Source organism: Janthinobacterium kumbetense (assembly GCF_023703445.1).
In the GTDB taxonomy this organism is placed as follows: domain Bacteria; phylum Pseudomonadota; class Gammaproteobacteria; order Burkholderiales; family Burkholderiaceae_D; genus Janthinobacterium; species Janthinobacterium kumbetense.
Genome location: NZ_JAMQGR010000022.1, coordinates 1 through 18,874 on the forward strand (window position 1 = coordinate 1; position 18,874 = coordinate 18,874).

19 protein-coding genes are annotated in these 18,874 nt (G+C 62.8%); 7 read left to right on the forward strand and 12 right to left on the reverse strand.

What is annotated here, in order from left to right; all coding sequences use genetic code 11:
- The 4 genes from NCG91_RS27435 to NCG91_RS27450 form a co-directional block, all read right to left on the reverse strand.
- Window positions 1-609 (reverse strand): PfkB family carbohydrate kinase (locus NCG91_RS27435; RefSeq protein ID WP_251351987.1); only part of this gene is annotated, 609 nt, incomplete at its 3' end.
- 8 nt (window positions 610-617) lie between these two features.
- Window positions 618-1,403: an ATP-binding cassette domain-containing protein gene (locus NCG91_RS27440; protein ID WP_251351989.1), complete on the reverse strand. Its 786-nt coding sequence runs from the start codon at window positions 1,401-1,403 to the stop codon at window positions 618-620.
- 3 nt (window positions 1,404-1,406) lie between these two features.
- A complete protein-coding gene (locus NCG91_RS27445; RefSeq protein WP_219310687.1) occupies window positions 1,407-2,528 on the reverse strand; it encodes an ABC transporter permease in 1,122 nt (373 codons plus the stop codon).
- Window positions 2,529-2,699: 171 nt separating this feature from the next.
- A complete protein-coding gene (locus NCG91_RS27450) occupies window positions 2,700-3,746 on the reverse strand; it encodes a sugar ABC transporter substrate-binding protein (protein WP_251351991.1) in 1,047 nt (348 codons plus the stop codon).
- A 251-nt stretch (window positions 3,747-3,997) separates the two neighbouring features.
- Between NCG91_RS27450 and NCG91_RS27455 the strand changes: the two genes are divergently transcribed.
- Genes NCG91_RS27455 through NCG91_RS27465 form a run of 3 tightly spaced genes read left to right on the forward strand, consistent with a single transcriptional unit; the run spans window position 3,998 to window position 6,906 of the window.
- On the forward strand, window positions 3,998-4,864 hold the full coding sequence (locus NCG91_RS27455) for a MurR/RpiR family transcriptional regulator (RefSeq protein WP_034757651.1): 867 nt from the start codon (window positions 3,998-4,000) through the stop codon (window positions 4,862-4,864).
- A complete protein-coding gene (iolG, locus tag NCG91_RS27460; RefSeq protein WP_251351998.1) occupies window positions 4,857-5,849 on the forward strand; it encodes an inositol 2-dehydrogenase in 993 nt (330 codons plus the stop codon). The genes NCG91_RS27455 and iolG overlap by 8 nt, the downstream gene beginning before the upstream one ends.
- Before the next feature lie 34 nt (window positions 5,850-5,883).
- Window positions 5,884-6,906, forward strand: coding sequence for a Gfo/Idh/MocA family oxidoreductase (locus tag NCG91_RS27465; protein WP_251351992.1), 1,023 nt, complete (start codon window positions 5,884-5,886; stop codon window positions 6,904-6,906).
- Between the two features lie 13 nt (window positions 6,907-6,919).
- Here the strand turns inward: NCG91_RS27465 and NCG91_RS27470 are convergent, their stop codons facing one another.
- Together NCG91_RS27470 and NCG91_RS27475 are read right to left on the reverse strand one after the other, a co-directional pair.
- The gene (locus NCG91_RS27470; protein WP_099664432.1) at window positions 6,920-7,258 is read right to left on the reverse strand and encodes a helix-turn-helix domain-containing transcriptional regulator; all 339 of its coding nucleotides are present in this window, start codon (window positions 7,256-7,258) and stop codon (window positions 6,920-6,922) included.
- Window positions 7,215-7,706 (reverse strand): type II toxin-antitoxin system RelE/ParE family toxin, encoded by a 492-nt coding sequence (locus NCG91_RS27475; RefSeq protein WP_435526527.1) that lies wholly within the window; start codon window positions 7,704-7,706, stop codon window positions 7,215-7,217. Before NCG91_RS27475 ends, NCG91_RS27470 begins: the two co-directional genes overlap by 44 nt.
- Before the next feature lie 123 nt (window positions 7,707-7,829).
- Here NCG91_RS27475 and NCG91_RS27480 point away from each other — a divergent pair, with 123 nt between their 5' ends.
- Window positions 7,830-9,047 carry a hypothetical protein gene (locus tag NCG91_RS27480; protein ID WP_251351993.1) on the forward strand — a complete coding sequence of 406 codons (1,218 nt, stop codon included), beginning with the start codon at window positions 7,830-7,832 and terminating at the stop codon, window positions 9,045-9,047.
- A gap of 3 nt (window positions 9,048-9,050) precedes the next feature.
- On the opposite strand, the gene NCG91_RS27485 is transcribed toward NCG91_RS27480, so the two are convergent.
- On the reverse strand, window positions 9,051-10,430 hold the full coding sequence (locus NCG91_RS27485) for an MFS transporter (RefSeq protein WP_251352000.1): 1,380 nt from the start codon (window positions 10,428-10,430) through the stop codon (window positions 9,051-9,053).
- 231 nt (window positions 10,431-10,661) lie between these two features.
- On the opposite strand from NCG91_RS27485, the gene NCG91_RS27490 reads away from it, so the two are divergent.
- From NCG91_RS27490 to NCG91_RS27500, 3 genes are all read left to right on the forward strand, one after another.
- Complete coding sequence (locus NCG91_RS27490; protein ID WP_251352001.1) at window positions 10,662-11,207, forward strand: TetR/AcrR family transcriptional regulator; 546 nt, start codon at window positions 10,662-10,664, stop codon at window positions 11,205-11,207.
- A gap of 88 nt (window positions 11,208-11,295) precedes the next feature.
- The gene (locus tag NCG91_RS27495) at window positions 11,296-12,336 is read left to right on the forward strand and encodes a ParB/Srx family N-terminal domain-containing protein (RefSeq protein WP_251351995.1); all 1,041 of its coding nucleotides are present in this window, start codon (window positions 11,296-11,298) and stop codon (window positions 12,334-12,336) included.
- A 77-nt stretch (window positions 12,337-12,413) separates the two neighbouring features.
- Window positions 12,414-14,069, forward strand: a complete 1,656-nt coding sequence (locus NCG91_RS27500) for a ParB-like protein (protein WP_251351997.1) — start codon at window positions 12,414-12,416, stop codon at window positions 14,067-14,069.
- Between the two features lie 67 nt (window positions 14,070-14,136).
- On the opposite strand, the gene NCG91_RS27505 is transcribed toward NCG91_RS27500, so the two are convergent.
- The 5 genes from NCG91_RS27505 to NCG91_RS27525 form a co-directional block, all read right to left on the reverse strand.
- A complete protein-coding gene (locus NCG91_RS27505) occupies window positions 14,137-15,246 on the reverse strand; it encodes an ABC transporter ATP-binding protein (protein ID WP_099664438.1) in 1,110 nt (369 codons plus the stop codon).
- Window positions 15,247-15,255: 9 nt separating this feature from the next.
- Window positions 15,256-16,125, reverse strand: a complete 870-nt coding sequence (locus NCG91_RS27510) for a carbohydrate ABC transporter permease (RefSeq protein ID WP_034777933.1) — start codon at window positions 16,123-16,125, stop codon at window positions 15,256-15,258.
- Window positions 16,122-17,006 (reverse strand): carbohydrate ABC transporter permease, encoded by an 885-nt coding sequence (locus NCG91_RS27515; protein ID WP_010397323.1) that lies wholly within the window; start codon window positions 17,004-17,006, stop codon window positions 16,122-16,124. Before NCG91_RS27515 ends, NCG91_RS27510 begins: the two co-directional genes overlap by 4 nt.
- Before the next feature lie 115 nt (window positions 17,007-17,121).
- Window positions 17,122-18,375 (reverse strand): ABC transporter substrate-binding protein, encoded by a 1,254-nt coding sequence (locus tag NCG91_RS27520; RefSeq protein WP_099664439.1) that lies wholly within the window; start codon window positions 18,373-18,375, stop codon window positions 17,122-17,124.
- 357 nt (window positions 18,376-18,732) lie between these two features.
- Window positions 18,733-18,870: a carbohydrate porin gene (locus NCG91_RS27525; RefSeq protein WP_258001197.1), complete on the reverse strand. Its 138-nt coding sequence runs from the start codon at window positions 18,868-18,870 to the stop codon at window positions 18,733-18,735.
- Between the last annotated feature and the right edge of the window lie 4 nt (window positions 18,871-18,874).

The window sequence follows — 18,874 nt, forward strand, 5'->3', positions numbered from 1 at the left end:
CCGCGTGACACCATCGTTGGAAACGAAGCGCGTTTCGCCGTCCGCCTTGCCGGAAAGTCCCCACAGCACGGGCCGGTAATCGATGTCGAGCATGGTGCGCACGTTGTTGGCGCGCGCCAATTTCAGGGCCTGCGTGCTGACGGCGTGCATGGCAGCCGTCGAAAAATGCGTGCCGGTGATCAACAGCGCCTTGCTCGATGCAATAAAGGCGGCGTCGACGGCGGATGGCTCGATGGCCATGTCGGCGCAGTTTTCACGGTAGAAAATCAGGGGAAAGGTGTTTTTATCCTTGATGCCCAGCATCACCAGCGCCGTCAGGCGGTCGCGGTCGATGCCGACATGGCTGACGTCGCAACCCTCTTTCGATAACGTGTCCGTCAAGAAACGCCCCATGTGGTCGTCGCCCACCTTCGACAGCATGGCGGACTTCAAGCCCAGGCGGGCCGTGCCGAAGGCGATATTCGCCGACGAGCCGCCCAGGTACTTGGCGAAGCTGGTCGCGTCTTCCAGGGTGCTGCCGATCTGCTGCGCGTACAGGTCCACCGCCAGGCGGCCCAGGCAGATCACGTCCAGCGCGCGGCCCTGGGCAAATTGTGTCGGGTTATTCATGGTTATCCTTAAATCGTGACACCGTCGAGTTCACTCATCAGCGTTTGCATTTCCGCACCGCCCGCCATCATGTCGAGTACTTCATCCTTGGAAACAGTTTCCTTGGTGTAAGTGCCCAGCGATTTGCCCCGGTTCAAGAGCGTGAACGAGTCGCCCACGGGGTAGGCATGGTGCACATTGTGGGTAATAAAGATCACGGACAAGCCCCGTTCGCGCGCCTTGTAGATCAGTTTCAACACATTGAACGACTGTTTCACGCCCAAGGCCGCCGTCGGCTCATCGAGGATCAGCACGCGCGCGCCGAAGTGGATGGCGCGGGCAATGGCCAGGCATTGCCGCTCGCCGCCCGACATGGTGCCCACGGCCTGGTGCGGGTCGCGCACCATGATGCCCATTTCGGCCAGCTTGTCGCGCGCCGTGGTGGCCGCATATTCCATATCCATCACGGGCAGCACGCCGAACATTTTCCGGATCGGTTCGCGGCCCATGAAGAAATTGCGCGCCACGGACAGCAATGGCACCAGCGCCAGGTCCTGGTAGACGGTGGCCACGCCCAGGTCGAGCGCTTCCTTCGGCGAATTGAAGCTGACGGGCTTGCCATCAACCAGATACTCGCCGCTGGTGGGCCGGTGCACGCCGGCCAAGGTCTTGATCAGGGTCGACTTGCCGGCGCCGTTATCACCGAGCAAGCAATGCACTTCGCCCGGTTTCAGGCGCAGGGTGACGTTTTGCAGGGCGATGACGGAGCCGAAACGTTTGCTGATGTTTTCCAGCGCAAGGATGTATTCGCTCATGGCTTATCTCGCTTCCGTGACACGGGCACGGACAAAGTTGTTGAACAGTACCGCGATCAACAGCATGACGCCGAGGAAGACGCGGAACCAGTCCGAATTGATATTGGTATAAGTAATGCCGATCTGCACCACCCCGAAGATCAGCGCGCCGAAGCAGGCGCCGACGACGGAACCGTAGCCGCCCGTCAGCAAGGCGCCGCCGATGACGGCCGCGATGATGGCTTCGAATTCCTTTTGCATGCCGCGGTCGGCGGCGGCCGAACCCACGTCAAATACTTGCAGCGTGGCAAACAGGCAAGCGCAGAACGCCGTGAAGACAAACAGCGATACCTTGATGGTTTTCACGGGCACGCCCACGTTCTTGGCCGCGTTGGCGTCGCCGCCGACGGCGAAGATCCAGTTGCCGATGCGGGTGCGGGCCAGGACGAAGCCGGACACCAGCGCCAGGCCGGCCCACCAGACGATGACCTTGGGGATGCCCTTGACCAGCGGCGCGCCATTGTCGAGGGCCGTGATCCAGCCCGCCTTGGCCATCCAGGCGAACAGCGACGTGCCCACTTCGCCATGGAACAGGGTCGTGGCCAGCCAGTCGTCGGCGGCCAGCGCGCCGATGCCGCTGACGATGGTGCGGTTGGCAAACATGATGGACAGGGCCAGGGTCAGGCCGCGCAGGATGAACAGGAAGGCCAGGGTGACGATAAACGAAGGCAAGCGCGTCTTGATGACCAGGTAGCCGTTGAGCCAGCCCAGCGCCATCGAACCGGCAAAGGCGAACAGGATGGCGGCCCACACGGGCCAGTGGAAGTAGACGGAAGGGATGGCGATCATCATGCCGGCAAAGCCGATCATGGAGCCGATCGACAGGTCGAATTCGCCGGCGATCATCAATACGCAGGCGCCGATGGCGATGATGCCCAGGTAGGCGGCCACTTGCGCCCAGTTGATCACGCCGTCGAGGTTGAACATGCCGGAGTCGCCGGCCGTCAGGATAAAGAAGGCGAACACCAGGATGGCGCCCGAGATCGAGGCGAATTCCGGGCGGCTGAACAGCCGCTTGAGCCAGCTGACCTGCCCCACGCGCTCATCAACGCCCTGCTTTTGCGGCGGCGTGCCCGAGGCGGCCATGCCACCCTGCTCCACGCTTAATTTCACGGTACTCATGCTATGTCTCCCTTGTTTTATAGCAACCTACCAGCCTCGACAGCAATTCCAGGGCGGCAGGACCCGCGCGCCGGCAAGCATGGCCTGCGCGCGGGGACAACGACTAAGGTCTTGATTGAACTGAAAAGCGGGTGCTTAACGGAACTGGCCGGCGTATTTCTCTACCTTGCCGATATTGTCCTTGGTGACATAACCAGGACCGGAACCGATATGGCGCGGGCCATACGATGGTGCCAGGCCGTACTCGGCCAGGCGCGCCTTGAATTTGGCGTTATTGATCAGCTTTTCGCGCACCTTGGCCAGGTCCGTGGTCTTGTCCTGCTTCATGATGGCCAGCACGGCAACGGGGATATAGCCTTGCAGGTAAGGTTGCTGATCGATGGCGAACTGGATGCTGCCATCCTTGATGCCCTTCGAGATTTCATCGGACAGGTCGAACGTGGCGAACCACATCTTGCCCTTCAAACCCATTTTTTCCAGGGCCTTCAGCGAAGCGTGGGCCGAGGTGGGGCCCAGCGCCAGCACGGCCTGGGTTTTCGGGTTGTTGCGCAGGTAGGCGCTCAACTTGCTTTCGATGGTGGTCGGATCTTCGCCCGCATCCAGGGTGGCGGCCTTGAAATCGACGCCGATGGCTTCGGCAAAGCCGCGGCAGCGCTCGAATGACGACGGATTCGTCGCGTAGTGGTTGACGCAAACGAAGGACTTGATGCCGGCCGCCTTGGCTTTTTCGCCGGCGCCCTTGCCTGCCTCGTATTCAGGCTGGCCCACGTGCATTACGGCGCCCAGCTGCTCGCTTTGCGTCAGGGTGCCCGAATTGATCGTGACAAACGGAATCTTCTTGGCAGCAACAAGGCCCAGGGGTTTTTGCAGCACGCTGAAGTCGGCGATGCTGACGATCACGCCGTCGTAGTTGCGGGCAGCCGATTGCTCGACCAGGCGCGCCATGTCGGCCAGGTCGCCGTTCGGTGGATTGCGGTAGTCGACGGTGACATTGAAGTCTTCGCCTGCTTGCTTGACGGAATTTTTAATCGTATTCCACCAGGAATCGGAATCGGGCGCATGGCTGATCAGCACGAATTTCTCGCCTGCCGCGTGGCTGGCGCTCATGCCCAGACCCAGTCCCAGGCCAAGGCCCAGCACGGCCAGGTGCTTCAGAAATCCCTTACGCTTATTGCTTTGCATGAATGTCTCCTTGAAGGATTAATTTTTATAGTTGCCAGCTTTTGTCGCGTGTCAGCGGGGAGCCGGAAGACCGGCAAGACCCGATGCACTGCGCACAGCTTAGGCCACAAAAAAGACAAATGCAATAAAATTTTCAAAATAAATTTAAATAGAAAATCATTTCTATTTTCTGGATTCACTCCTATAATTCTCGCCAGAACCAGCCGCCGCAGTCATGTTGCGCGGCCCAGCAAGCAACCGAGGAAAACACCATGGCAGCCACCGCCCCCATCGAACAGCTGATGCAGCACATTGCCGCCGAGTACGACAACCTGTCGCGCCAGCTGAAAGTCATCGCCCAATACATTGAAAAGCACCGCGCCAGCCTGATGCTCGAGCGCATCAGCGACATCGCGGCCGCCTGCGATGTGCAGCCGTCCGCCATCGTGCGCTTCGCGCAGCGCTTCGGCTATACGGGCTTTTCGGAAATGCAGGACGTGTTCCGCCAGGCCTACACGGACCAGGCCGGCGCCACGCCCGACTACCAGCAGCGCATCCGCAAGCTCATTTCCACGCGCGACGCCGCCCTCAGCGCGGGCGACCTGACGCGCGAATTCGTCGGCGCCAGCCGCGCCGGCCTAGACGACCTGGCGGCCGGCCTCGACGACGCGCAGCTGGAAGCGGCCGTCAACCTGCTGCTAAAAGCGGAAAACATCTATGTGATCGGCGTGCGCCGGTCCTTTCCGATCGCCTCCTACATCGCCTACGCGCTGGAACACACGGACAAGCGCGTGCACCTGATTAGCGGACTGGGCGGCATGCACCGCGAACAGATGCGCAGCGTGCGCGAACGCGATGTGGCGATCGCCATCAGTTTCTCGCCTTACGGCAAGGAAACCCAGCAGTGCATCAAGGCGGCGCAAGACAAGGGCGCCAAGGTCCTGGTGATTACCGACAGCAAGCTGGCCCCGCTCGCGCGGGCCGCCGACGCGCTGCTCACCGTCACCGAGGGCAGCGCCTTCGCCTTCCGCTCGCTGACCAGCACCATCTGCCTGTGCCAGGCGCTGTTCATCGCGCTGGCATACAAATTAGAGCTCGACATCGAAGAAATCCACACCCCAGGAGAACATGATGATTGAAGTAGCGTTGTTCGGCGCCGGACGCATCGGCAAAATCCACGCGGCCAACCTGGCTGCCCAACCCGGCGTGCAGTTCAAGTACGTGGTCGACGTCAACCAGGAAGCGGCCGCCGCCCTTGCCGGCTTGCACGGCGGCAGCAGCGCAACTGTCGAAGCGGCGCTGGCCGACCCGGCCATCAAGGCCGTCGTCATCGCTTCCAGCACGGATACGCACGCGGACCTGATCCTGCGCTCGGCCGCCGCCGGCAAGGCCATCTTTTGCGAAAAACCCGTCGACCTGACCCTCGACCGCGCACGCGCCTGCGCCGCCGCCGTCAAGGAAGCCAAGGTACTGTGCATGCTGGGCTTCCAGCGCCGCTACGACCCGACTTTCAATGCCGTCAAGACACGCATCGAAGCGGGCGAGATCGGCACGCCGGAATTGCTGGTGGTCACCAGCCGCGATCCCGGCCCGCCGCCCGTGAGCTACATCAAGGTCTCAGGCGGCATCTTCAAGGATATGCTGATCCACGATTTCGACATTTTCCGCTGGATACTCGACGATGAAGCCGTCAGCGTGCACGCCACGGGCAGCTGCCTCGTCGACCCCGCCATCGGCGAGGCGGGCGACCTGGACACGGCCGTCGTCACCATCCGCACGGCGAAAGGACGTTTGTGCCAGATCAATGCCTCGCGCCGCGCCGCCTACGGCTACGACCAGCGCTTCGAAGTGCTGGGCAGCGCCGGCATGCTGCAGGCAGGCAACCACAAGCCGACGGAAGTGACGGCCTATGGCTCAGTGAACGTCAGCGTGGACAAACCGGAAGATTTCTTCCTGGAACGTTATCGCGTGGCCTACGCGCAGGAAATGGCGCACTTCTTTGACGCCCTCACCCACGGCACGCCCCTGCGCACCACCGTCCACGATGGTCTGAAGGCACTGGAACTGGCCGAGGCGGCCACCTTGTCGTGGCGCGAGGGTCGTGTCGTGACCCTGGCGTTGTAACTTTATAAACAACAATAAAAAATCTGGAGACACCATGTCATCCCCAACATTAAAAGTCGGCATCGTCGGCCTGGGCCGGCTGGGCCAGCGCCACGCCATCAACCTGGCACAGCGCGTGCCGAATGCCAAGGTCGTGGCCGCCTGCAGTCCCGTGCCGGCCGAACTGGACTGGGCCGCCAGCACGCTCGGCATCGCCACCGGCTATGCCGATTACGACGCCCTGCTGGCCCACCCGGGCCTGGACGCCGTCTTCCTCGTCACGCCCACCTCGCTGCACGCGGATCAGATCATCGCCGCCCTGCGCGCCGGCAAGCACGTGTTTTGCGAAAAACCGCTGTCGCTGGACCTGGCCGACTGCCTGAAGGTGGAAGCGGAAGCGGCGCGCCACCCGCAGCTGACCATCATGATCGGCTTCGTGCGCCGCTTCGACGCCAGCTACCATGACGCGCAGCAAAAGATCGCCCAGGGGCTGATCGGCAAGCCGTATCTGGTGCGTTCGCAGACGTGCGACCAGAACGACCCCAGCGGCGCCTTCATGCGCTTCGCCCCCACCAGCGGCGGCATCTTCCTCGATTGCAGCGTGCACGATATCGACCTGGCGCGCTGGCTGCTGGGCAATCCCGTGCCCAAACGCGTGTACGCCAGCGGCACCAACGCCATCCACACGGGCTTGCAAGCGTTCGGCGATGTCGACAATGGCCTGGCAACGGTGGAGTTTTCCGATGGCAGCATGGCCAGCTTCATGGCGTCGCGCACCATGGCGCATGGCCATGAAACCCTGACGGAAGTGTTCGGCACGGGCGGCCGCCTGGCCGTGGGCAGCAATCCGCGCCTGAACAGGGTGGAAATTTCGGATGCGCATGGCGTGCGCAATGAATGCACGCCGGACTTCTATGCCCGCTTCGCCGACGCCTTTTTGATCGAGGCGCAGGAGTTTACGGATGCGGCGCTGGGCCGGCGCACCTTGTCCTTGACCTTGCACGACGCGACGGAAGCGACGCGCATCGGCCTGGCCATGACGCAAGCGATGCGCGAAGCGCGGCCCGTCGAGTTTTAAGCTGCCGGTGGACTCAGGCAGCCGGCGCAGGAAACGGTTGCTTGGGTTCCACGGCCAGCCGCAAGCCCATGGCGTCGAGGATGGCCGTCAAGGTGCTCAGCGAGGGATTGCCTTCGGGCGACAGGGTGCGGTACAGCTGGGTAGGATTGAGCTTGGCCGCCTGCGCCACGGCCGGCACGCCGCCAAAGGCGCGCGTCAGCTGGCGCAGCACGGCCAGCAGTTCGCCATGGTCGCCATCGACGAGGATATTGTTGATCAATTCCAGGGCGAAGGCGGGATCGTCGCGGTACAGCTCAGCCATCGCTTCGTCATGCGAGCGGTCTCTTGGTGGTTTGCGGATGTCCTCGTTCATGTTCTCTCTCATGTCCCCTCTCCTTCCAGTCGTGCCAGCAGGCACAGGCGTACTCGATATCTTTCGGTTGCGTGCGCTTGTCGCCACCGCACAGCAATAAAATGATCTGTTCGCCGGCAATGGCATAGTAGATACGGTAGCCGGCCCCCACATCGATGCGCAACTCCCACACGCCGTCGTGGCAAAATTTATGGTCGCCAAAATTGCCAGGAATCATACACAGCACGCGGCGCACGATGGCCACCCTGGCCGTGTTGTCGCGCTGGCGCTTCAGCCATTCCGTATATAAATCCCTGCCCGATGACGTCAGGTAGTGCCGGATCTCATACATCATATTCGTCCATAAACGAAGAAAGATCAAGGAGAAAATCACGTGTACATGTAAAAAAGAAGACCACGCCATCTTGCTACCAAACCCGCTCACACAGGCCACGAATGCCAGGTTCACTGAGCTACATCAAGATGCCTTTCGCTCATTGTTATAGGGAAATGATGTCGCCCGACCGTGCCTCACGCCTGGCTGATTGCGCTATACAATAGGCGCTGTCCAACCGTGAAGAACCCTGCCTCCATGACCAACAACGACAGCAACTCCCCTTCCCTCGCCGACGTGGCCGAACGCTACGTCAAGCTGGTCCTGGCCATGGGCCAGCACGATGCCTCGTATGTCGACGCGTATTACGGCCCGCCCGCGTGGCAGGCCGCAGCGGTCAAACAGCTGCAGAGTTTGAGCGATATCAAAGATGGCGCAAACGCGGCGCTGGCCCTGCTGGCCGACGCCTCCTGCCTGCGCGCCCTCAACCTGCGCAAGCAGTTGCAAGCCGTGCTGGCCAAGGCGGACATGCTGCAAGGCACACGCCTGGATTTCGACACGGAAAGCGCGCGCCTGTACGACGCCGTCTCGCCCCACCACAGCCGCGCCTATTACGCAGAACTGGTGGCGCAGATCGATGCCCTGCTGCCTGGCGACGGCACGGTCAGCGACCGGGTCAACGCCTTGCGCGCGCAACTTATCATTCCCGCCGACAAGCTGCGCGCCGTCATGGATGCGGCCATCCGCGCGGGCCGCGAACGCACCTTGCAGTACATCGCCCTGCCCGAAGGCGAGGATTTCGTGCTGGAATTCGTCACCGACAAACCGTGGAGCGGCTACAACTGGTACAAGGGCAACTACCAGAGCGTGATCCAGATCAATACCGACTTGCCCGTGTATATCGACCGCGCGGTCGATCTCGGCTGCCACGAAGCGTATCCCGGTCACCACGTGTACAACGTGCTGCTCGAGCGCGACCTGGTGCGCGGCAAGGGCTGGATGGAATACTGCATCTATCCGCTGTACTCGCCGCAATCCTTGATCGCCGAAGGCACGGCCAATTACGGCATCGAACTGAGTTTTACCGATGCAGAACGGCTGGCATTCGAACAGCAGGTGCTGTACCCGCTGGCCGGCCTCGATCCGGCGCTGGCGCCCCGCTACGCACAGCTGAACCAGTTGCTGGCCAAGCTAGGCTACGCCGACAACGACATCGCGCGCCAGTATCTCGAAGGCAGCCTGACCCGCGAAGAAGCGCTGGAATGGCTGGTCAACGTGCGCCTGTACCCGGCCGAAAAATCCGCGCAGCGCCTGCAGTTCTACGACGCCATGGGCGCGTACGTCATCAATTACAACCTGGGCCAGGACATGGCGAAAGCCTATGTCGAGCGCCAGGGCGCGACGCGCGCCGAGCACTGGGCCGCGTTCCGCGACCTGATGTCGTCGCCGCGCGTGCCCAGCCATTTGCAGGCATAAGCCTTACTTCGGCGGCAGCCAGTACAGCGGCAAGGCCACGGCCAGGCATGCCAGCCCCGCCAGCAGCATGGCCAGCTGAAAACCGGCTGCCAGGGCGGCAAGCTGCCCCGCCCGCTCCAGCAGGGCGGCGGCGCGCAAGCTCATCACGCTGCCCAGCACGGCCACGCCCAGGGTCATGCCCGCCTGGCGCAAGGCATTCATGATGGCCGAAGCCATGCCGGCTTGCTCGCCGCGCACGGATGCCATCACCAGCAAACCGGTGGCCGGCACGGCCAAGCCCATCGCCAGGCCCAGCAGGCCGAACAGGCTGCCGACGATGGCGTAGGGCGTCCGCGGCGCCAAGGTCGCCGTCGCCAGCAGCACCAGGCCCGCCAGCACATAGCCGCCCAGCATCATTCGCCGCAGCGACAAATGGCGGCTGAGGCGGCCGAAGCAGAGGGAAACGACGCCCATGGCCGCGAACTGCGGCAACATGCGCCAGCCGCTGGCGCCCGCCGGCCAGCCCTGGATTTGCTGCAGGTACAGCGAGAAAAAGAACAGGCTGCTGTAGCAGGCAAACCCCAGCACCAGCGACGCCAGGTTGATCAACGCAAAGGTCCGGTCGCAAAACAGCCGCAACGGCAACAGGGGACGTGGCGCGCGCGCTTCGACAGCCAGGAAGGCGACGAAGGCCAGCAGCGCCACGCCCAGCGATGGCCAGGCAGCCATGCCGCCCGGGCCGTCCACCTCGCCCAGCGCGATCAAGCCGTAGGTGAGCGCACCGAGCCAGACGATGCTGAGCACCTGTCCCGTCCGGTCCAGCGCCGCCTGTTCCCGGTAATGGCGTTCCGTCATGCCCCAGGCGCCCAGCAGCATGGCCAGCACTCCCAGCGGCAGGTTGATCAGGAAGATGCTTTGCCAGCCCGTGGTCTCCAGCAGCATGCCGCCCAGCAGCGGCCCCAGGATCAGCGCCAGCGCGCTGAAAGCCGACCAGCCGCCGATCACGTGCGCCCGTTCGCGCGGGTCGGGAAACGCGTGGCTCAGTATCGGCATGGCGCCGGGGATCAGCAAGGCCCCCGCGATGCCCTGCACGGCCCGGCCCGCCAGCAGCAGCGGCAGGCCGGCCGCCAGGGCGCACAGCAGCGAACCGGCCGTAAACAGGGCCACGCCCAGCAGCCAGATGCGCTTGTGCCCATGCCGGTCGCCCAGCGGACCGGCCGACAGAATGCAGGCCGACAGGCACAGCGCATACGCGTTGATCACCCACTGCAAACCCGCCATATCCGTCGCCAGCGCCGTTTGCAGGGTGGGCAAAGCCACGTTGACGATGCTGATGTCGAGCGAGGCGAGAAAAGTGCCCAGGTAGGCGGCGGCCACCAGGGCCGCGCGGCGATAGCGCTGCATGGCGTGTCTCCAATTCATGAGTTCGCCTTCATCATAACAATCGACTGACCGTCGGTCAATTAAAAGCTAATCGTGTGTACGCGGACGCTTGGGCGACGCCCGCGCTTCACTTATACTGGGCGCATGACCACGACACGACATGCAAACTCCGCCCTGCCTGATGCTGATGCCGCCGCGCCGGCCCCCGTTCGCCCCCGCACCAAGCCTGCCGAAGTGCGCCTCGATGAATTGATGGCCGCCGCCGAGCGCCTGTTTCTCGACAAGGGCGTGGAAGCGACCACCGTCAGCGACATCACCACCCTGGCCGGCGTGGCGAAAGGCACGTTCTATCACTATTTTCCATCCAAGCACGAGATGCTGGCGGCGCTGGCCGGACGCTATACGCAGCACTTCCTGGCCAGTCTGGCAACGGCCGTCGACCTGTGCATGCCCGGCGACTGGGAAGGCCGGCTGCGCGCGTGGGTGCAGGCGAATGTGGCCACTTACCTGCGCACCTGGCAATTGCACGACATCGTCTACACGAGCCACCGGCGCAGCATCGGCATCGATTCCGCGGACAATCCCGACAAGAACGCCATCCTGGCCCAGCTGGGCGCCATCCTGGCGGGCGGCGCGGCGGCCGGCACGTGGCCTTTGCCGCAGCCACGCCTGGCGGCCCTGATGATTTACTCGGCCGTGCATGGCGTGACGGACGACGCCATCGCCGCACAGTTACAGGACAGCAGCGCCTTCGCCGCCGACGTGGCCGACGCCTGCCTGCGCATGCTGGGCCGCTAACGGCGCGCAGCGATGTGAACCACTCCTGCGCGGCATCAAGCCACGGCGCCTGGCGTCATCCATACTGTATCGATTGGAGACACAGGCAATGAACCGGATTCTTTCCCGCATCCCCGCCCTGCTGCTGGCCCTGGCCTGCCTTGCAGCCTTCCTGCCGCCGGCACTGGCCCGCGATGCTGCCGTCGCGCCCGCCCTCAGTGCGCGCCAGCAGGCGCTGATGGCGACCGTCACGGGCAGCGCCGCCCATCCGCGCATCCTGCAGGTGCGCCTCGATGAACTGCATCCGACCCAGCCGGCCATCGGCTACGACCAGGTGTACTACAAGCTGGGACGCTATGCGGCCGAAGAAAAACACATCGCCGACATCGCCAAGCCAAAGAAATTCGCCGACCTGTGCGAAGCCAATGGCCAGGGCGACGTCTTGCCCGGCACGGCCAATGTGGCCGGCGCCACGCTGACTACGCCACCGCCCGGCTACCGCTGCAAGGCGGCCGTGGGCAGCCGTCCCGACGACATGAAGACTGTCGTCATCGGGCCGCGCGGCACGGTATACCTCACCGATGGCCACCACACGTTTTCCACTTTATGGGATGCCGATGGCGGGCGCAACCACCAACTCAAGGTGTGGGTCAAGGTCAGCGACAATTTCAGCGCGCTGGGCGAAGCGGCCTTCTGGACGCGCATGCGCGCGGAAAACAAGGTATGGCTGAAAAACGGCCGGAACCAGGCCATCACGCCGCAGCAACTGCCATCCGCCATCGGCCTCGCATCCCTGGGCGACGATCCCTACCGCTCGCTCGTGTACTTCACGCGCGAGATCGGCTACCAGCCGCCCGACCAGGCCACGGAATTTCTCGAATTCTACTGGGCCGACTGGCTGCGCCGCAAACCGGCGCTGGACCTGGCGCGTGTCGACTTGCTTGATCCCGCCGCGTATGCCAGCACCATCCTGCTGGCGGCGCAGGCGATGGTGGCGCTGCAACCGGCGGAGCCCGTCAGCGGCGGCAAGCGCGCGGCGGACCTTGGCGCGCTGCGCGAAATCGACCATGCAGCGTTCGACGAACTGACCGAAGACAAGGGCAAGCTGGGCTACGCCATCGACTACCGCAAGTCGCTGCTGCGTCAGTAACATCCAGGCGTGTCATCATCCTGACATCTGCGCCCGCTAGCATGTCGGCACTTTTCAGGCCGACATCACGGGACACCATGTACAAGCACAGCATCCGCCGCAGCACCATATCGATTGCCATCGCCCTCGCACTGGGCGCCAGCCTGGCCGCCTGTGGCGGCACAGACTATCGCGGCACCACGGCGCCCGTCGTCCCGGTGGACCCCGTCACCCCGGCACGCATCCTGAACGTGGTAGCGGCCACCGGCAAGGCCGTGGCGAATGCTTCCGTCTCCGTGCTCGACGCCGGCAAGAATGTCGTCGGCAGCGGCACCACGGACGCGACAGGCAAAGTGGCCATCACCCTGGCTGCCGCGGCGAAGGCGCCCTTCCTCGTCTCCGTCACGCCGGCAGGCGGCACCACCCTGTACGCGCTGTCGCTGAAGGAAAGCGCCGTCAACCTGACGCCGCTCACCTCCGTCATCGCCATGCAGCTGCTGGGCAGCATCCCCTCGAGCGCGTCTCCCGCCAGCCTGGCCGCCATCGATGCGGCCAGGCTGCAAACGGCGCAGACGCAGCTGGGCACGGCCCTGGCGGCGCCCCTGCAAACCCTGGGCATGGCGGCCAACTACGACTTCGTCAATGGCGCCCTGACGCCGAACAGCAAGGACCCGGCCGACGTCCTGCTCGACAACCTGCAGGTAAAACAGAGCGGCACGGATATCGACATCGTCAATGCCAGCGGCAGCATCGTCGCGCAGATCATCGATGGCGGCGCGCCTATGGCCACCGGCAAGAGCGTGCTGGAAACGCCGCCCGTGCTCGGCGCGCGCCAGCAAGTGCTGGCCGCCACGGCCCCCGGCACCGATGCGGCGCCCGTCTTCCTGCAAGTGTCGCTCGACGAACTGCATCCCACGCAGCCAGCCGTCGGCTACGATCAGATCTACTACAAGCTGGGCCGCTACGGCGCGGAAGACCTGGTCATGGCCAAGACCAACAAGCCGAAGAAATTCGCCGAACTGTGCGAAGCCAACGGCCAGGACGACGTGGTGAGCAAGACGGCCAACGTGGCCGGCGCCACCCTGAGCAATCCACCGGCCACGTTCCAGTGCAAGTCCGCCGTGGGCACCAAGCCGGGCGACATGAAGACGGTCGTCATCGGTCCGAACGGCACCCTGTACCTGACGGACGGCCACCACACGTTCAGCGCCTTCCGGGATGCCGACAATGGCCAGAACCTGCAGTTGAAAGTGTGGGTCAAGGTGACGGACAATTTCAGCAAGCTCAGTGAATACGATTTCTGGGCGCAGATGAAGAAGGTCAACAAGGTCTGGCTGAAGGATGGCGGCAACAAGGCCATCGCCACCAGCCAGCTGCCCGCGTCCATCGGTTTGAAGTCGCTGGGCAACGACCCGTACCGCTCGCTCGTCTACTTCACCCGCGATGCCGGCTACGTGGTGCCGTCGACGGCCACGGAATTCCTCGAATTCTACTGGGCCGACTGGCTGCGCACGCAACCCGGCATCGACCTGGCCAAGACGGACACGCGCGACGTTGCCAGCTACATGGCCACCATCAAGAGCGCATCGACGGCGATGGCGGGCCTGAAGGCGAACGATATCGTCAGCCGCGGCGTGACGGCGCAAACCCTGGGCTGGACGGGCGTATTCAGCCAGGCCGCGCTGGACGACCTGGTCACGCCGACGGGCAAGCTGAGCTACTCCATCGCGTATAAAAAATCGCTGGCCAAGTAAGCGCGGCGCAAACGACAACGGCCCGCCTGTCAGCTGACAGGCGGGCCGTTTTCATGGGCAACGTCGCTTACGCGATGCGTTCACCATTCTCCGGATCGAACAGGGCCGCTTTCGACAGGTTGAACGACAGCTGCATCGTCTGTCCTGGCAGCACGGCTTCGCGCGGATGCGTGCGGCAAGTCACGGCGGCGCCGTTCAGGCGCGTCGTCAGCAGCGTATCCGGGCCGGTCGGCTCGACCAGGTCGATCAGGCAACCCAGTTCCTGGCCCACGTCGCCGTGCGCGCTGCTCATGTCCGTGATCTGCTCCGGGCGCACGCCCAGGATCACGTCGCGGCCCGCATAGCTGCGCAGCTTGTCGGTGGCGAACGGCAGGGCCAGGCGCATGCTCTTGCCTGCGTTCTCGATGGCGACAAACACCTCATTGCCTTCGACGACGGGCTTGACGGTGATGAAGTTCATCGATGGCGAGCCGATGAAGCCGGCCACGAACAGATTCGCCGGATTGTCGTAGATTTCCTGCGGCGTGCCCAGTTGCTGCACCACCCCATCCTTCATGACGGCGATCAAATCGCCCATGGTCATCGCTTCGATCTGGTCATGCGTGACGTAGACGATGGTGGCCTTCAGGCGCTGGTGCAGCAGCTTGATCTCGGCGCGCATTTCCACGCGCAGCTTGGCGTCCAGGTTCGACAGCGGTTCGTCGAACAGGAACAGCGACGGCTTGCGCGAAATGGCGCGGCCCATGGCCACGCGCTGACGCTGGCCACCGGACAGCTGCGCCGGCCGGCGGTCCAGCAAATGCGTGATCTGCAGGGTTTCGGCGACGCGGGCGACGATTTCTTCCTGCTCCGCCTTCGGCACTTTTTTCACGTTCAAGCCGAACGCGATGTTTTCGCGCACCGTCATCGACGGGTACAGCGCATACGACTGGAACACCATGGCGATGTCGCGGTCCTTCGGCGGCAGGTCGTTGACCACCTTGCCGTCGATGAGGATTTCGCCGGAAGTGACGCTTTCCAGGCCGGCCACCATGTTGAGCAAGGTCGACTTGCCGGAGCCGGAGCCGCCGACGAGGATCAGGAACTGGCCATCCTTGATCTCGATGTCGATGCCCTTGAGGACTTCGACGCCATTCGTGTACACCTTGCGGATGCTGCGTATCGATAAACTGGACATATTCTTTCCTTAACCTTTGACTGCGCCTGCGGTCAGACCGCGCACAAAATAACGGCCTGCGACCAGATAGACCAGCAGGGTCGGCAGCGCGGCAATCACCGCGGCCGCCATGTTGACGTTGTATTCCTTCACGCCCGTGGACGTGTTGACCAGGTTGTTCAAGCCCACCGTGATCGGCTGCGAATCGCCGCTGGCGAAGACGATACCGAACAGGAAGTCGTTCCAGATCTGCGTGAATTGCCAGATGATGCAGACGACGAAAATCGGACCCGAAATCGGCAGCACGATCTTGCGGAAGATCAAGAAGAAGCCGGCGCCGTCGATGCGGGCCGCCTTGATCAATTCTTCCGGCACGCCGATATAGTAGTTACGGAAGAACAGGGTCGTGAACGCCGTGCCATACACCACGTGGACGAAGACCAGGCCGGTAGTGGTGTTGGCCAGGCCGAATTCGCCCAGCAGGCGCGCCATCGGCAGGATCACCACCTGGAACGGAATGAAGCAGCCCACCAGCAAGGCGGCAAACAGGATTTCCGAACCGCGGAAGCGCCAGTGCGCGAACACGTAGCCGTTGAAGGCGCCCAGGAAGGTCGAGATCAGCACGGCGGGAATCACCATCTTGATCGAGTTCCAGAAGAACGGCTGCATGCCGTCGCAGGTGACGCCCGTGCAGGCCGAGGACCAGGCCTTGGACCAGGAATCGAACTGCCACACGTGCGGCAGTGCCAGCAGGTTGCCGCTGCGGATCTCGTCGAGCGACTTGAACGACGTCGACAGGGTCACGTACAGGGGCACGATGTAGTACACCGCAAACAGGATCAGCAGCAGATATACAACCACCCGTCCGAGGGTGAGGCGATTATTGCGTGTAGGTGTCATCTCATCGCCTTTGCGCTGCGCGTTTCCAGGTACATCAGCGGCACGAGCACGGCCACGATGGTGGCCAGCATCATCATTGCCGATGCCGAGCCCAGGCCCAGCTGGCCGCGGGTGAAGGAAAACTGGTACATGAAGATGGCCGGCACGGACGACGAATTGCCAGGTCCGCCAGCCGTCAGTGCGATGACCAGGTCGAAGCTCTTGATGGCGATATGCGCGAGGATCAGCAGCACGCTGAAGAACACGGGACGCATGGCGGGAATCACGATGCGCCAGTAGATCGTCGGCAGGGATGCGCCATCAACTTGCGCCGCCTTGATGATTTCATCATCGATGCCGCGCAGGCCCGCCAGGAACAGCGCCATGACGAAGCCCGACGATTGCCACACGCCGGCGATCACCACCGTGTAGATGGCCATGTCGGAATTGACCAGCCAGTCGAAGGTAAACGAGGTCCAGCCCCAGTCGTGCATGACCTTTTCCAGGCCCAGGCTGGGATTGAGCATCCATTTCCACGCCGTGCCGGTGACGATGAAGGACAGCGCCATCGGATACAGGTAGATGGCGCGCAGCGCGCCTTCGGCGCGGATTTTCTGGTCCAGCAGGATGGCCAGGAACAGGCCGATGGCGATGCTGCAACCGATGAACAGGACACCGAAGATGCCGAGGTTCTTGAGCGAGGTCCACCAGCGCTCGTTGTCGAACAGCTCGACGTATTGCACCAGGCCGGCGAACTCGTAGTTCGGCATCAGCCGCGATTCGGTCAGCGACAGCCAACCGGTCAAAAAGATAAAACCATAGACGAATACCAAGCTGGCGATGAGCGTGGGGCCCAGCACCATCTGCGGTATCCATCGGTCGAATTGCTTGCGTATGGACATAGGACAGCCGTAGAAGTAGAACTGCGTGTGGCGCCGGCCTGGACGAATGCCAGGGCGGACGCCTGCGATGCATGCGATGCAGAGGGCGCCGGCGGGAGTGCCGGCGCCGTCGTGATTACTTCACTTTTGCCGCTTTGGCCAATGCAGCAACCGCGTCTTTCGAGCTCATGTTGGTGTTCATGAACTTGGCGATGACGTCGGTCACGGCGCCTTGCGTGGCCGATGCCAGCGCCATGCCGTGGGCGAACGATGGCACCAGGCCGCCGTTCTTGTTGGTCGCGTCCATGTCTTCCATCGATTTCAGGGCGCAAGCGTCAAACTTGTCCTTCGATACGCCGGAACGCACGGGGATGGAACCCTTGTTCAGGTTGAAGATCGACTGGAACTTCGGATTCATGATGGCGTTGGCCAGGGCGATCTGCCCTTTCTTCGCATTCGCATCCTTTTGCGTGAACATGGCAAACGAATCGATGTTGAAGGTGTAGGCCTTGTCCGTGCCAGGAGCGGCCACGCACAGGTAGTCCTTGCCCGGCACCTTGCCTGCGGCCGTGAACTCGCCCTTGGCCCAGTCGCCCATGAACTGGAAGCCGGCCTTGTTGTTGATGACCATGGCGGTGGCCAGGTTCCAGTCGCGGCCTGCCGCATCCTTGTCGATGTAGGTCTTCACCTTGCCCAGGGTGTCGAACACCTTGAGCATGGTCGGGCCGGTCAATTCCTTCTGGTCCAGCTTGAGGATGGCCTTCTTGTAGAATTCCGTGCCGCCCACGCCCAGCGCGACGGATTCAAACACGGTAGCGTCCTGCCATGGCTGGCCGCCGTGGGCGATCGCGATGCCGCCCGATTTCTTGATTTTCTCGGCCGCGTCGAAGAACGCATCCCAGGTGGTTGGGGTGGTGGCCACGCCGGCTTTTTTCAGCACTTCCGGGTTGACCCACATCCAGTTGACGCGGTGGACGTTGACAGGGGCGGCAACGTAGTGGCCCTTGTATTTCATGATGTCGGCGACGACTTTCGGCAGCACGGCATCCCATTTGCCTGGAATGGCTGCATCATCGATATTGGCCAGCACGCCTTCCGCGCCCCACTCCTGGATCGACGGGCCCTTGATCTGGGCGGCCGTTGGCGGGTTGCCGGAAATGACGCGGGTTTTCAGCGCGGTCGCGGCGTTTTCGCCAGCGCCACCGGCCACGGCGAAGTCTTTCCAGCCGAAGCCGCTTTCCTTCACGATTTGCTGCAACTGGCCCACGGATTTCGCTTCGCCGCCGGAGGTCCAGTAGTGCAACACTTCCACGTCGGTCGCAAAGGCGCTGCCGGCGAATGCCAGGGTGGTCAACGCGGCCAGTTGGGTAATCTTGAATTTCAGTTTCATCTCCACATTCCTTTTTTGATCAAGCTTTTAGGGGGCTTCGGCATACGGGGGCCGAAAAAGGTGAAATCTGCGCCTGTACCGGCGCTCTTGTGCTCAGACCCGCTTGCAAACGGGCATCATCTTCAGTGAAAAGACGGCGCCGTGATCCATGAAACGACTACATTGCATTTATATCACGGGACGGCGCCAAAAACGCATCCGCGAAGGATGCGCCAGGTTGATCTGCATTACAAACATCAACACTGAACAAAACCGTCGCGAGCGGCAGTGATTTGTGGCTAAGAAGCGCAACCGTGCTAGAGCACGGTGAGCATCGCAGGCCGCAAAGCGCGCCGCGCAGCAGGTTTGGTTCGGTGTTTAGAACCAGGTTTCTACCTGGAAACCATAGGACGTGCCGCTGGTGTTGTTGTTATAGATCGGGCCGCCGTTGTTCGACGCATTGACCGAGGCGGTGGCCGCATCGTTCCATTTGCCGTAGGTCACGAAAGCGCGCAGTTCT

Coding starts and splice junctions, on each gene's coding strand:
- NCG91_RS27465 (WP_251351992.1), top strand. CDS start 5,884: ATGTCATCCCCAACATTAAAAGTCGGCATCGTCGGCCTGGGCCGGCTG.
- NCG91_RS27510 (WP_034777933.1), bottom strand. CDS start 16,125: ATGACACCTACACGCAATAATCGCCTCACCCTCGGACGGGTGGTTGTA.
- NCG91_RS27490 (WP_251352001.1), top strand. CDS start 10,662: ATGGCCGCCGCCGAGCGCCTGTTTCTCGACAAGGGCGTGGAAGCGACC.
- NCG91_RS27500 (WP_251351997.1), top strand. CDS start 12,414: ATGTACAAGCACAGCATCCGCCGCAGCACCATATCGATTGCCATCGCC.
- NCG91_RS27440 (WP_251351989.1), bottom strand. CDS start 1,403: ATGAGCGAATACATCCTTGCGCTGGAAAACATCAGCAAACGTTTCGGC.
- NCG91_RS27495 (WP_251351995.1), top strand. CDS start 11,296: ATGAACCGGATTCTTTCCCGCATCCCCGCCCTGCTGCTGGCCCTGGCC.
- NCG91_RS27450 (WP_251351991.1), bottom strand. CDS start 3,746: ATGCAAAGCAATAAGCGTAAGGGATTTCTGAAGCACCTGGCCGTGCTG.
- NCG91_RS27455 (WP_034757651.1), top strand. CDS start 3,998: ATGGCAGCCACCGCCCCCATCGAACAGCTGATGCAGCACATTGCCGCC.
- NCG91_RS27505 (WP_099664438.1), bottom strand. CDS start 15,246: ATGTCCAGTTTATCGATACGCAGCATCCGCAAGGTGTACACGAATGGC.
- NCG91_RS27480 (WP_251351993.1), top strand. CDS start 7,830: ATGACCAACAACGACAGCAACTCCCCTTCCCTCGCCGACGTGGCCGAA.
- NCG91_RS27485 (WP_251352000.1), bottom strand. CDS start 10,430: ATGCAGCGCTATCGCCGCGCGGCCCTGGTGGCCGCCGCCTACCTGGGC.
- NCG91_RS27470 (WP_099664432.1), bottom strand. CDS start 7,258: ATGAACGAGGACATCCGCAAACCACCAAGAGACCGCTCGCATGACGAA.
- iolG (WP_251351998.1), top strand. CDS start 4,857: ATGATTGAAGTAGCGTTGTTCGGCGCCGGACGCATCGGCAAAATCCAC.
- NCG91_RS27445 (WP_219310687.1), bottom strand. CDS start 2,528: ATGGCCGCCTCGGGCACGCCGCCGCAAAAGCAGGGCGTTGATGAGCGC.
- NCG91_RS27520 (WP_099664439.1), bottom strand. CDS start 18,375: ATGAAACTGAAATTCAAGATTACCCAACTGGCCGCGTTGACCACCCTG.
- NCG91_RS27515 (WP_010397323.1), bottom strand. CDS start 17,006: ATGTCCATACGCAAGCAATTCGACCGATGGATACCGCAGATGGTGCTG.